This window comes from Tsuneonella aeria (assembly GCF_009827495.1).
In the GTDB taxonomy this organism is placed as follows: domain Bacteria; phylum Pseudomonadota; class Alphaproteobacteria; order Sphingomonadales; family Sphingomonadaceae; genus Tsuneonella; species Tsuneonella aeria.
In genome coordinates this window covers 534869-547437 of sequence record NZ_WTZA01000001.1, presented here as the reverse complement: position 1 = coordinate 547437, position 12569 = coordinate 534869, and the positions used below count along the sequence as shown (strand labels likewise).

Below are 12569 nucleotides of genomic sequence, written 5' to 3'. Positions count from 1 at the left end.
ATGATCCAGACCGTCGCCTTCTACCTGTTCGCCGCGCTGACGATCGCTTCGGCGGTGTTCGTCATCATGGCGCGCAACCCGGTGCATTCGGTGCTGTGGCTGATCGTCGCGTTCTTCAACGCTGCCGGCCTGATGGTGCTGGTGGGGGCGGAATTCATCGCGATGCTCCTGGTCATCGTCTATGTGGGCGCGGTCGCCGTGCTGTTCCTGTTCGTGGTGATGATGCTCAACATCGATTTCGCGGAATTGCGCGCCGGCTTCGTGCGGAACTTCCCGCTGGGCCTTGCCATCGCGCTGATCCTGCTGGCCGAACTGGTGCTGGGCATCGGTGCGTGGCAGGCCGGCGCGATGGAGCTGGGCGAAGCGACCGCCGACCAGGTGACGCCAATCGCGGACAGCAACATCGCCGCGCTCGGCCAGGTGCTTTACGGCCAGTACCTGTTCCTGTTCGAAAGCGCGGGCATCATCCTGCTCGTCGCGATGGTCGGTGCGATCGTCCTGACTCACCGGGAACGCAAGGATACGAAGCCGCAGGACATCTCCAGGCAGAACAGGCGCCGCCCGCAGGATGCCACGCGCAACGTGAAGCCCGAAGTGGGGCAAGGGGTGCAGCTGTGATCGGCATCGAACACTACATCGTCGTCGGTACGATCCTGTTCGTGCTGGGCGTGCTGGGCATATTCCTCAACCGCAAGAACGTGATCGTGATCCTGATGGCGATCGAGCTCATCCTGCTGTCGGTGAACATCAACCTGGTCGCGTTCAGCAGCTTCCTGGGCGATCTCACGGGGCAGATCTTCGCCATGTTCGTCCTCACCGTAGCCGCGGGCGAGGCCGCGATCGGGCTCGCCATCCTGGTCATCTACTTCCGCCGCCGCGGGACAATCGCAGTCGACAGCGTCGACCGGCTCAAGGGATAGCAGACCTTGCACCCGATCCTCATCATCGTCTTCGCGCCGCTGGCGGCCGCGATCGTCGGCGGGCTGGGCAACCGCGCGCTCGGCAATACCGTGGTCAAATCGATCACCACCGGCGCGCTGTTCCTCGCGGCGGCGCTGAGCTGGCCGATCTTCCTCGGCTTCGTGAACGGCACCGCCAACGCAAGCGTGGTGCCGGTGCTGCAGTGGGTGCACTCGGGCGACCTCGCCTTCGACTGGGCCTTGCGCGTCGATACGCTCACGGCCGTGATGCTGGTGGTGATCACCACCGTGTCGGCGCTCGTGCACCTCTACAGCTGGGGCTACATGGCCGAAGACCCGGACCAGCCGCGGTTCTTCGCCTACCTCAGCCTGTTCACCTTCGCGATGCTGATGCTGGTGACCGCGGACAACCTCGTCCAGATGTTTTTCGGCTGGGAAGGGGTCGGCCTCGCCAGTTACCTGCTGATCGGCTTCTGGTTCCGGAAACCGAGCGCGAATGCCGCCGCGATCAAGGCGTTCGTGGTCAACCGCGTGGGCGACCTCGGCTTCATGCTCGGCATTTTCGGCACCTACCTCGTGTTCGGGACCGTCTCGATTTCCGAAATCCTGGCCGCGGCGCCGGGCATGGCGGGGGCCACGATCGGCTTCCTCGGCTACCGCGTGGACACGATGGACGTGCTCTGCATCCTCCTGTTCATCGGGGCGATGGGCAAGTCCGCGCAGCTTGGCCTGCACACCTGGTTGCCCGACGCGATGGAAGGCCCGACCCCGGTGTCCGCCCTGATCCACGCGGCGACGATGGTAACGGCCGGCGTGTTCATGGTTTGCCGCCTCAGCCCGATGTTCGAGGCGGCGCCGATCGCGCTCGCCTTCGTCACATTCATCGGCGCGGCGACTTGCCTGTTCGCGGCCACGGTCGGCACGACGCAGTGGGACATCAAGCGGGTGATCGCTTATTCCACCTGTTCGCAGCTCGGCTACATGTTCTTTGCCGCAGGCGTCGGCGCCTATGGCGCGGCGATGTTCCACCTGTTCACGCACGCGTTCTTCAAGGCGCTGCTGTTCCTGGGCGCGGGCAGCGTGATCCACGCCATGCATCACGAACAGGACATGCGGTATTACGGCGGCCTGCGTAAGCGCATCCCGCTCACGTTCTGGGCCATGATGGCGGGCACGCTCGCCATCACCGGCGTCGGCATCTATTGGCTGCATGCGGGCTTTGCCGGCTTCCATTCCAAGGACGCGATCCTGGAGGCCGCCTGGGGCCGGGGCACGGAGATGGCGCACTTCGCCTTCTGGCTGGGCGCGTTCGCCGCGCTGCTCACCAGCTTCTATTCCTGGCGGCTCATGTTCCTGACGTTCTGGGGCAAGCCGCGCTGGGCCCAAAGCGAGCATATCCAGGATGCCGTGCACCACGGGCATGACGATCCCGAAGGCGCGAACCCGCCCGCCCAGGAAGATTCCGGGGATGACGCAGCGCACCACGTGCCGCACCCCGATCACGGCGACGGCACCGCGGGCTATCACCCGCATGAAAGCCCGCTCTCGATGCTCGTCCCGCTAGGCGTGCTGAGCCTGGGCGCGGTGTTTGCCGGGTTCCTGTTCAATCACGCGTTCCTCGACGACGCGGGCTTCTGGAACGGGTCCATCTTCTACAACGAGAACCTGATCCACGCGCTGCATGGCGTGCCGCTGTGGGTGAAGCTGACCGCGACGATCGTGATGCTGATCGGTCTTGCGATCGCCTGGCTCGGCTACATTCGCGATCCAGGCATGCCCGAACGCGCCGCCGACCAGCTGGGGCCCGTGTACCGGTTCCTCTTCAACAAGTGGTACTTCGACGAGCTCTACAACCTTGTCTTCGTGCGGCCCGCGTTCTGGTTCGGACGCCTGTTCTGGAAGGGTGACAAGACCGTCATCGACCGGCTTGGGCCCGACGGCGCGGCGTGGGTTGTGGCGCAGGGCACCGCGGGGGCCAAACGCGTCCAGTCCGGCCTCCTCAACACATATGCCTTGTGGATGCTCATCGGCGTGGTCGCGGCGATTACCTGGGTGCTGCTGTAATGGGGGGCCTTCCGATCCTTTCGCTGATGCTGCTCGTGCCGCTGGTCGGCGCGCTGGCCTGCTTCTTCCTCGATGCAAGGGCCGCGCGGATGACTGCGCTGGTGGCCACGCTCGTCGACCTCGCGCTCGGCGTGGTCCTGTGGGCGAGCTACGACGTCGGCGGCGCGCAGTGGCAGTTCGTCGAGCGCGCGCCGCTGTTCGCCGGCTTCCAGTATGCGCTGGGCATCGACGGCATCGCGCTCATGCTCATCTTGCTCAGCGTGTTCCTGATGCCGATCTGCATCCTCGCGAGCTGGGACGGCATCCAGAAGCGCGTGGGCGAATACATGGCGGCGTTCCTGTTCATGGAACTGCTGATGATCGGCGTATTCGCCGCGCAGGATATCCTGCTGTTCTACATCTTCTTCGAAGCCGGCCTGATCCCGATGTACCTGATCATCGGTATCTGGGGCGGGCAGGACCGGATTTACGCCAGCTACAAGTTCTTCCTCTACACGCTGCTCGGCTCGGTCCTGATGCTGATCGCGATGCTGTGGATGATGAACGAGGCCGGCACGACCGACATCCCGACGCTGATGCAGTACGATTTCCCGGTCCAGGCGCAGACCTGGCTGTGGCTCGCCTTCTTCGCCAGCTTCGCGGTCAAGATGCCGATGTGGCCCGTGCACACCTGGCTGCCCGACGCGCACGTGCAGGCGCCGACGGCCGGTTCCGTCATCCTGGCGGGCGTGCTGCTGAAGATGGGCGGTTACGGCTTCATCAGGTTCAGCCTGCCGATGTTCCCGGAAGCGAGCGCATACTGGGCGTGGCTGGTCTTCGCGCTCAGCATGGCGGCGGTCGTCATCACCAGCGTCATCGCGCTGGTGCAGCACGACATGAAGAAGCTGATCGCCTATTCCTCGGTCGCGCACATGGCGATCGTGACGATCGGTCTGTTCGCCTTCAACGTGCAGGGCCTGGAAGGCGCCATGATCGTGATGCTGAGCCACGGCCTGGTATCCGGCGCGCTGTTCCTGTGCGTCGGCGTGATCTACGACCGGCTGCACACGCGCGAGATCGACCGTTACGGCGGGCTGAGCATCAACATGCCGAAATATGCGGTGTTCTTCCTGCTGTTCACGATGGCCAGCATCGGCCTGCCGGGGACCAGCGGATTCGTGGGCGAATTCCTCAGCCTGGCAGGGATCTACCAGGTTTCGACCTGGGTTGCGCTCGTCTGCACCACCGGCATCATCCTGGGCGCCGCTTACATGCTCTACCTTTATCGCCGGGTGGCTTTCGGGCCGCAGAAGAACGCTGACGCCGCCGCCATGCCCGATCTCAACGCGCGTGAATGGCTCATGCTCGCCCCCATCGCGGCTGCCGTGCTGTGGATGGGCGTCTATCCGGAAAGCTTCCTCGCCCCCATGCGCAAGGACATCGCGGCGCTTGATGCGCGGATCGCCCGTGCGGCGCCGGCCGGTGACAGCAAGCCGGCAGCGGCGCGGCCGGAACAGGTGCGGCGCGAAGCGGCGAACGCAATGCCGCATCACGAAGCGAGCGCAGGGGAGGCCCACTGATGGAATACTCCCACTCGCTTCGGCTGATCGCGCCCGAATTCGTCCTCAGCATCGGCGGCCTCGTGCTGCTGCTCGCGGCGGCGTGGATGGGCGACCGGGCCAGCCGTGCGATCTCCATCGGCGCGGTCGCGATCATCGTCGCCGCGGCCGCGCTGTCCGTCCCCGCCATCGCCGGCGGCAACATGGGCGTGGATAGCCACGCGTTCTTCGGCCAGATGCGGGCGGATGCGTTCGCCGCCCTGTCCAAGCTGATGATCTACATCTCCGCGGCAGCGGCGCTGATGGTCGCCCCGCGGTTCTTCGACCGCTTCAACGCGATGCGCGCCGAATTCCCGGTGCTGGTCGTCTTCGCCATTCTTGGCATGGGGATCATGGTTTCGGCCGGGGACCTGATGACGCTCTATATCGGGCTGGAGATGAACAGCCTGGCGGCATACGTGCTCGCCGCGTTCCTGCGCACCGACGGGCGTTCGGCGGAAGCGGGGCTCAAGTATTTCGTGCTCGGCGCGCTGGCCAGCGGCATCCTGCTTTACGGGGTGAGCCTGACGTACGGCTTCACCGGCACCACCAGCTTTGCGGGCATTCGCGCCGCGCTGGAAGGCGGCCTTTCGACCGGCGCGCTGTTCGGGCTGATCTTCGTCCTCGCCGGTCTTGCGTTCAAGATCTCGGCCGTGCCGTTCCATATGTGGACGCCGGACGTCTACGAAGGCGCGCCGACGCCGGTCACGATGTTCTTTGCCACCGCGCCCAAGGTGGCCGCGATCGCGCTGCTCATGCGCGTGGCCGTTGACGCGTTCGGACCCCAGGCCGGTGCCTGGCAGCAGATCGTCGCGTTCGTCGCGCTCGCCTCGATCGTGGTCGGCGCGCTCGGCGCCATCGGGCAGGAGAACCTGAAGCGGCTGCTGGCCTATTCCTCGATCAACAACGTCGGCTTCATCCTCATCGGCCTCGCCGTAGCGACGCCCGCCGGGGCGAGTGCGATGCTGGTCTATCTCGCCATTTACGTCGCGATGACCATCGGCAGCTTCGTGGCGGTGCTGATGTTGCGGGACGCCGAGGGGAATCAGCTCGAAACCTTCGCCGACATCGCCGGCCTCAGCCGCACGCGGCCGCTCCTCGCATGGTGCTTCCTCCTTCTTATGTTCAGCCTGGCGGGCATTCCGCCGCTGTTCGGGTTCTGGGGCAAGCTGGTCGTGTTCCAGGCCGCGGTCGATGCTGGGATGATCGCGCTCGCCGCCCTTGCCATCGCCGCGAGCGTCATCAGCGCGTTCTATTACATCAAGGTCGGCAAGGTCATGTTTTTCGACGAGCCTTCGGACCGCGTGACCGGCCGCAACGACTGGGCGCACTGGTTCCTGCTGATCGCCAGCACGGTGGTCATCTCGCCGCTCGGATATTTCCTCACGGTCTGGCTCGGCAACCTGGCCGACACGGCATCGGCCGCACTGTTCCTGGCGGCCTGACGTTCCCGGTATCATCCGCACGGTAGCCGAAACCGGCTCCACAAACGCAGACCTGCTCGCTGCGTTGCGTGCGGGTGAGCGGGCCCCGGAGGGAACCTGGCTGGTCGCCGACCGCCAGACCTCCGGCCGGGGCCGGCAGGCCCGCGCGTGGTCCGATGGCGCAGGCAATTTCATGGGGTCGACCGTCGTCCGCCCGGGACCGCACGATCCGCCACCGGCCACGCTTGCGCTGCTGGCGGGGCTCGCGCTTTACGAGACGGTTTCCCCCCTCATTTCCGATCCGCGATCCCTGTCGCTCAAGTGGCCCAACGACCTGTTGCTGGGCCGGGCGAAGCTCGCGGGCATCCTGCTCGAAGGGCAGGGCGATGCGGTCGTCGTCGGCATCGGGGTGAACCTCGCATCGGCGCCGGCGGTCGAAGGGCGGGAGACGGCGGCCTTGTCCGCGCTGGGCCCCGCGCCCGATCGTGACGCGTTCGCCGCGCGGCTCGCAGATCACTTCGACCGCGAGCTGGAACGCTGGCGCGCGGTCGGCGTCGAACCGCTCCTGCGCCGCTGGCAGGCCGCGGCCCATCCGCGCGGAACGGTGCTGTCGGTGCATGAACCCAGCGGTGCGCTCGTGTCCGGCCTTTTCGACGGGCTCGCGCCCGACGGTTCGATGCTGCTACGCTTGGAAGATGGGTCGCGCCGTGCCATCCACGTTGGCGACGTCTCGCTCGCCTGAAGGAAGTTGCCCGATGCTGCTCGCTGCCGATGTCGGTAATACGAACGTCGTTTTCGCGCTCTACGCGCTGCTGCCGGATGGCGGGCGGGAAATCCGGGCGCGCTGGCGGATCGCCACCGATCCGCGCCGCACGGGTGACGAATACGCCGTCTGGCTGCTGCAACTGCTGGCCATCGAGGGTTTCGCCCGGGAGGATGTCACGCAGATCATCGTCGGGTCGGTCGTCCCCCGCGCGGTGCACAACATTACCGTACTTGCCGAGAAATACTTTGGCATCGAGCCGTTGATCGCAGGGCAGGGCGCGGCGGAATGGGGCTTCACAGTCGATGTCGACCAGCCGCGTTCGCTCGGGGCGGACCGCGCGCTCAACACGATCGCCGCCCATGCCAAGTACGATGGCGACCTCATCGTGGTCGATTTCGGCACCGCGACGACGTTTGACGCGGTCGACTTCAACGGCGCCTACAAGGGCGGGATCATCGCGCCCGGCATCAACCTGTCGCTCGACGCGCTGGTCGGCGCCACGGCCAAGCTGCCGCGGATTGCGATCGAGGCACCGCGTTCTGCCAGCGTGATCGGAACCAATACCGAAGACCAGATGCTGATAGGGGTGTTCTGGGGTTACGTCGCCATGATGGAAGGATTGATTGCCCGCATGCGAAACGAAATCGGCCGACCCGCGCGGGTCATCGCCACCGGGGGCCTCGCGATCCTGTTCGACGCGCACACCGACATTTTCGACGCCGTCGATGCCGACCTGACCCTGGACGGCCTCGCCATCCTGGCGCAGCGGGTGACATCGTGAAGAAGGATTTCACGCCCGAAGACGAACTGCTTTTCGTGGCGCTCGGCGGGTCGGGCGAGATTGGCATGAACGTCAACCTCTACGGTTGCCAGGGCCGGTGGCTGATGGTCGATCTGGGGATGACGTTCAGCGGCAACGAGTACCCGGGCGTCGACCTGGTGTTTGCCGACCTCGCCTTCATCGAGGAACGCGCCGACCGCCTTGACGGGATCGTGCTGACTCACGCGCACGAGGATCACATCGGCGCGGTGCCCTATTTCGCCGCCGACCTTGGCGTGCCGCTCTACGCCACGCCGTTCACCGCCGACCTCGTGCGCCGCAAGCTCCAGGAAGCGGGTCTGGTCGATGAAGTCGAGCTGATCGTGGTGGACGATGCCGAACGCTTCGCCGTCGGCCCGTTCGACATAACCTACCTGCCGCTGGCGCACTCGATCGCCGAAGGCCACGCCCTGCTGATCGACACGCCATACGGCCGCGTGTTCCACACCGGCGACTGGAAGCTGGACGACGAGCCCATCATCGGCGAACCGACGACCGAGGAAGAACTGCGCGCGCTGGGGGACGAAGGCGTGCTGGCGCTGGTCTGCGATTCCACCAACGTGTTCAACCCGCAGGAAAGCGGATCGGAAGGCGGGGTGTACCGCGCGCTGCACCAGGAGGTCGCGAAGTGGGACGGCCGGCGTGTCCTCGTCACCACCTTCGCCAGCAATGTCGCGCGGCTGCATACGCTGGGCGCGGTCGCGGTGGCCACGGGCCGCAAGCTGTGCGTGGCCGGGCGCTCGCTCGACCGCATGATCGAGGTTTCGCAGGACAACGGCTACCTCACCGATTTTCCCGAAACGGTCGATTTCGATACCGCCATGTCGCTGCCTCGGGGTGAGGTGCTGATCATCGCCACCGGCGGGCAGGGGGAGCCGCGCGCCGCGCTCGCCCGCGTCGCTGAAGGCCAGCATCCGATCGAACTGTCCGAAGGCGACGTGGTCCTGTTCTCCAGCCGCCAGATCCCCGGCAACGAAATCGCGGTGGGGCGGGTGCAGAACCTGCTGGCCGAACGCGGCATCGTGGTGGTGACCGATCGCCAGAGCGGCATCCACGTTTCAGGGCATCCCGGGCGGCCGGAGCTGGAGGCGCTCTACGGCTGGTTGCGGCCGGAGATACTGGTGCCCGTCCACGGCGAGATGCGGCATATGACCGAACAGGCCCGCCTGGGCCTCGCCAACGGTATCCCCCGGGCGGTGGTCCAGAAGAACGGCGATCTCGTGCGGCTCGCGCGGGGCACGCCGGGCAAGCTGGCTGAAATCGGCGCGGGCCGGCTGATCCTCGATGGCGATATCATCGCGCCCGCCGACGGGGAGGCGATGGTCATGCGCCGCCGCATCGCGCGCGAAGGGCTGGTGTTCGTGGTCATCGGCCCGGCCGGCAGTGTGCAGGTGGAGGGCGTGGGCATCCCGCTCGACGAGGATTACCCCGCGTTCGTCGCCGAAACGCGCACCGATGTCGCGAACGCCATCGGCAAGCTGCGCGGCGCCGACCGCCGTGATCGCAGCGCGATTACCGAAGCCGCGCGGCTCGCCGCCCGCCGTTCCGCAACGCGCTGGTCGGGCAAGCGCCCGCAAGTGCGCGTCCTGGTGAGCGAAGGATAGCCGCCATGCAGTGGACCTCCATCCTGGCGATCTATTTCCTGTTCTGGGTGTTTTCAGCCTTTTTCCTGCTGCCGTTCGGCGTGCGCACGCACGAGGAGCTGGGCATCGAGCGGGTGCCCGGGCAGGCGGACAGCGCGCCGGCGAACTTCCGTCCCGGTCGGCTGCTGATCCGCGCGACCGTGATCTCCGCCGTACTGACGGCCCTGTGGGTGGCCAACTACGTCAACGGGTGGGTCACGCCCGCCACTTTCGGTTTCCCCATCGGGCCTTACTGAGAGGTCAGTCCCGCAGGCGCTCGATCGCTTGCGCCAGCACGACATAGAGCTTGCCCATGTCGCTGCTGAGCAGCGTCACCCCGATCGCGTGCCCGTCGCGCGTGGACAGCATCGTGCGCAGCATCGCCTCGAAATCGTGGATGTAGCGGCTCACGTGTTCGCGGAATTCGCTGTCGCTGTCGAACAGCTCGGCGATGTCGCGGGTCTGCGTGCTGTCGATCAGGCGCACCGCGCGGCGGGTAAAGATACCGCGATCACCGCGCAGGTAACTGGTCCATGCCATGTCCGTCACGTCGGTCGAGAGCGCTTTGGCGATATCGATGGCGTGGCTGTTCAGGCTTTCGGTGATGAGCGCGACGCGGCGGGCGAAATCGGAATCGACCTGCTCCTCCGCGCGCTGCCGCGCGTGGGCCACCCGGCTTTCCAGATTGGCGGCAAGCTCGTTCACCCGGGCAAGCTGGTCACGCAGTTGCAGCGCCGCGTCGCGGCCCAGCTCCGCCGCCTGCGATGCGCTTCCTTCCAGTTCGCCAAGCGCCGCGCCCACCCTGGCCTGGACGGCGCGGTCGATGGCGCCCGCGGCCTGTTCGCCGATGCTGTCGGCGAGCGCGCGGACACGGGCGGCGCCTTCGGTTTCGACAACCGTGATGGCTGAGCGGACCGCGTCCTCCAGCTGGCCGATGGCGCCCCGCAGTTCGGTGCTGGCATGTTCGGCGGCACCGCGGCTTTCCCGCTGGAGTGCATCCAGCGCGGCGCGCAGTTCCGCGACCTGGCCTGCGTTCTGGGCATGTTCGGCGGCGATCCGGCCATGGAACGCCGCGATGTCGCCCATGGCCGAGCCGGTTTCGCGACTGGCGGCGAGGACATAGTCCGACAGTTCGCGGCTGCGTTCGCCGGCATCGGCCAGCATCAGGCCCAGCGATTCCCCCCTCTGGCCCAGCGTGGCGAGGCGCGCCTCGGCATCGCCGATGGCTGCGGGCAGGTCTGTCCGCGAATGTTCGGCGCTCGCGCGGATCAGCTCGAGCAGCCGCACGCTCGCCTCGGTGAGATCGGCGACCGCCCGGTCCGTGCCCTCGAGCGCTTGGCGGCTGGCCGCCAACTGCTGCGCCAGCGTCTCGATTGCACCCGCTACCGCGGTCTGCGCCGCGCTGCCCTGGCCCGCCGCCTCGGCCATTTTCTCGCCGAGAGCGGCGAGACGTGTGGCGATCGCCGCGCTTTCGTCGGCCAGCGCCGCACTGTGCGCCAGGTGCCCTTCGCGTCGCTGCGCGATTTCTGCATCGAGCGCGCTCATCTGCGCGGCGATGGTCTCCGCCTGGGCCGCGTACACCTCCAACGCTTCGGTGCGGCGCTGATCGACATCTGCGACGAACCGCGCCTGCGTTTCGGCAAGGCCCGCCGCCACCTGCTCGGCCTCGTCGCGCAGGACCTGCAATCGCGCCGTAGCGCGAGCCCTGGCGGTTTCCTCCATCCGCTCCACTTCGGCGGCGGCGTCGGAAAGCTCGGCGTGCAAGCCGGCCAGGCGCTGGTTCCACGACGAAAGGGCGCTGCGCTCCGTTCCGGCGAGGCTGTCGCCGACGGTCGCCGCACCTTCGCGCAAGGCCGCGATGCGGGCCTGGAGGGATCGCAGGAGTTCCTCCTCGTGCGATTCCATTGCGCTGGCGGTGCTCTCGATCTCGGCCCGCAGGCGATCGGCGCGATGGCGCATCGCGGCCAGCACCTCGACCTCGCGCCCGTCCATCTCCGTGCGGAATGCCTCGCTGCGTTCGCGAAGGGCCGCGAAGCGGTTGCCCGCGATCTCGTCGAGCTGGGTGGCCTGCGCTTCGAACGCGGCGATCGCGGCATCGACTCGCGACCGGAGCGAGCCGACCTGCCGCTCGCTGGCGAGGCCGAATTCGTTCAGCCGGTTGAGGCCGGCGATCAGTTCGGCAACGTGTTCGTGCGCGGTGTTGCCGGCGCCGCCGATCTGGTTCGATACGTCGCGCGCCGCGTTGGCGATCACCGGCAGGTCGCTGCGCAAGCGGTCCATGTTGTCGAGCGCCGCGCGGCTCACCCCGGCGATCGCGTCGACTTGCTGGCCGTTGTCGCGCACCAGGTTCTGCAGGCGATCGGCGTGCTCTCCGATACGCTGAGTTGCCACGCGCCCCAGCGTGTCGAGTTCGCGCGATTGCGCGGCGAGGAACTCGCGCGCCAGGCTGAGTTCGCGGTTGACGGTGGAGAGACGGGCTTCGAGCGCCTCGCTTTCCGACCGCAGGGCCACTGCCGCATCGGCGAACCGCCCGGCTTCCCGCCGGCTCATGCGCATGACGAGCAGCCAGACCGCCACGACCAGGAGGACGGGGATGGTCCAGTCGATCAGGAGCCGCGATCCTCCTTGCGGAGAGATGCCGCCGGTCACCGCCGTCCAGTTTGCCCAGGCGAAGAACGCCGTCCACGCCAGCACCGCCGATATCGCAAGTGCGGGTGCGATCCGCGAACCGCCGCGTGCGGGCGACGCATCCCAGTCACCGCTTTCGTGAAGCGGGGCGTCAACTTCGGCGTGAACCTCGGCCTCGGCCCAGCTTTCGTCCAGCGTCAGCGGCTCCGCAGCCGCTTCATCATGGTTGACCGGCCCTTCGGCGGGGTTGCCGAGCCCTACGGCGCGGATGTGCGTTCCTCCACTCATGGCAGCGAATTACACCATCCCGGTATGGTTAAACAGTGTCTTAATCTCCGGCCGTTATGCCGTGCGGGCCATGGCATATCAAAACCTTGCATTCGATGCCGCGCTGGCGGCCGCGGCGGGGCGGGATCCCGTCCTGCTCGCCGAACTGCGCGGCGCGTTTCGCGACAGCCTCGACCGGCACCTCGACCAGCTCAAGCGTGCGCGGTGCGATGGCAACTGGGCGATCGCCGCCCAGCGGCTCAAGGGCCTTGCCGCGGGATTTCATGCCGGCGACTTGATGGCGCTGGCGGAAGAAGCCATCGCGGCTGCGCCGGGCGAGCCCACCGTGGTCCGCAGGATCGAGCGCTTTCGCGACGAGTTCACCACCGGGTGAGGTCGCCGGCCTAGCCAAGGCGTTGTCCGCCCCGTAGAAACGCGTCCGTTTTGTGACGCGGGGATTGGGCGGTTTGCGCATCGCATT

At 67.0% G+C, this 12569-nt stretch carries 11 protein-coding genes; 10 read left to right on the top strand and 1 reads right to left on the bottom strand.

Annotation, left to right across the window (positions count from 1 at the left end):
- The 9 genes from GRI40_RS02640 to GRI40_RS02600 are packed head-to-tail and all read left to right on the top strand — an operon-like array spanning nt 1 to nt 9450.
- Nucleotides 1–618 carry an NADH-quinone oxidoreductase subunit J gene (locus tag GRI40_RS02640; protein ID WP_160609902.1) on the top strand — a complete coding sequence of 206 codons (618 nt, stop codon included), beginning with the start codon at nt 1–3 and terminating at the stop codon, nt 616–618.
- On the top strand, nt 615–920 hold the full coding sequence (gene nuoK / locus GRI40_RS02635) for an NADH-quinone oxidoreductase subunit NuoK (RefSeq protein ID WP_160609901.1): 306 nt from the start codon (nt 615–617) through the stop codon (nt 918–920). The genes GRI40_RS02640 and nuoK overlap by 4 nt, the downstream gene beginning before the upstream one ends.
- 6 nt (nt 921–926) lie before the next feature.
- Nucleotides 927–2984, top strand: coding sequence for an NADH-quinone oxidoreductase subunit L (nuoL, locus tag GRI40_RS02630; protein ID WP_160609900.1), 2058 nt, complete (start codon nt 927–929; stop codon nt 2982–2984).
- Nucleotides 2984–4543, top strand: a complete 1560-nt coding sequence (locus GRI40_RS02625) for an NADH-quinone oxidoreductase subunit M (RefSeq protein ID WP_160609899.1) — start codon at nt 2984–2986, stop codon at nt 4541–4543. The genes nuoL and GRI40_RS02625 overlap by 1 nt, the downstream gene beginning before the upstream one ends.
- Nucleotides 4543–6006, top strand: coding sequence for an NADH-quinone oxidoreductase subunit NuoN (nuoN, locus tag GRI40_RS02620; RefSeq protein ID WP_160609898.1), 1464 nt, complete (start codon nt 4543–4545; stop codon nt 6004–6006). The genes GRI40_RS02625 and nuoN overlap by 1 nt, the downstream gene beginning before the upstream one ends.
- A 10-nt stretch (nt 6007–6016) precedes the next feature.
- A complete protein-coding gene (locus GRI40_RS02615; protein ID WP_160611343.1) occupies nt 6017–6727 on the top strand; it encodes a biotin--[acetyl-CoA-carboxylase] ligase in 711 nt (236 codons plus the stop codon).
- Nucleotides 6728–6740: 13 nt separating this feature from the next.
- A complete protein-coding gene (locus GRI40_RS02610) occupies nt 6741–7532 on the top strand; it encodes a type III pantothenate kinase (protein ID WP_160609897.1) in 792 nt (263 codons plus the stop codon).
- A complete protein-coding gene (locus GRI40_RS02605; RefSeq protein ID WP_337190474.1) occupies nt 7529–9175 on the top strand; it encodes a ribonuclease J in 1647 nt (548 codons plus the stop codon). The genes GRI40_RS02610 and GRI40_RS02605 overlap by 4 nt, the downstream gene beginning before the upstream one ends.
- Before the next feature lie 5 nt (nt 9176–9180).
- Nucleotides 9181–9450, top strand: coding sequence for a DUF1467 family protein (locus tag GRI40_RS02600; RefSeq protein ID WP_160609896.1), 270 nt, complete (start codon nt 9181–9183; stop codon nt 9448–9450).
- A gap of 4 nt (nt 9451–9454) precedes the next feature.
- Here the strand turns inward: GRI40_RS02600 and GRI40_RS02595 are convergent, their stop codons facing one another.
- Nucleotides 9455–12109 carry a coiled-coil domain-containing protein gene (locus tag GRI40_RS02595; protein ID WP_160609895.1) on the bottom strand — a complete coding sequence of 885 codons (2655 nt, stop codon included), beginning with the start codon at nt 12107–12109 and terminating at the stop codon, nt 9455–9457.
- 70 nt (nt 12110–12179) lie between these two features.
- On the opposite strand from GRI40_RS02595, the gene GRI40_RS02590 reads away from it, so the two are divergent.
- Entirely contained in the window at nt 12180–12482 is a 303-nt protein-coding gene (locus GRI40_RS02590; protein ID WP_160609894.1) for an Hpt domain-containing protein, read from the top strand.
- The last annotated feature ends 87 nt before the right edge of the window (nt 12483–12569 follow it).

What these genes read in the sequence shown, in the direction of transcription:
- GRI40_RS02600 (WP_160609896.1), top strand. Translation starts at nt 9,181, where the DNA reads ATGCAGTGGACCTCCATCCTGGCGATCTATTTCCTGTTCTGGGTGTTT.
- GRI40_RS02640 (WP_160609902.1), top strand. Translation starts at nt 1, where the DNA reads ATGATCCAGACCGTCGCCTTCTACCTGTTCGCCGCGCTGACGATCGCT.
- GRI40_RS02590 (WP_160609894.1), top strand. Translation starts at nt 12,180, where the DNA reads ATGGCATATCAAAACCTTGCATTCGATGCCGCGCTGGCGGCCGCGGCG.
- GRI40_RS02625 (WP_160609899.1), top strand. Translation starts at nt 2,984, where the DNA reads ATGGGGGGCCTTCCGATCCTTTCGCTGATGCTGCTCGTGCCGCTGGTC.
- nuoN (WP_160609898.1), top strand. Translation starts at nt 4,543, where the DNA reads ATGGAATACTCCCACTCGCTTCGGCTGATCGCGCCCGAATTCGTCCTC.
- GRI40_RS02595 (WP_160609895.1), bottom strand. Translation starts at nt 12,109, where the DNA reads ATGAGTGGAGGAACGCACATCCGCGCCGTAGGGCTCGGCAACCCCGCC.
- GRI40_RS02610 (WP_160609897.1), top strand. Translation starts at nt 6,741, where the DNA reads ATGCTGCTCGCTGCCGATGTCGGTAATACGAACGTCGTTTTCGCGCTC.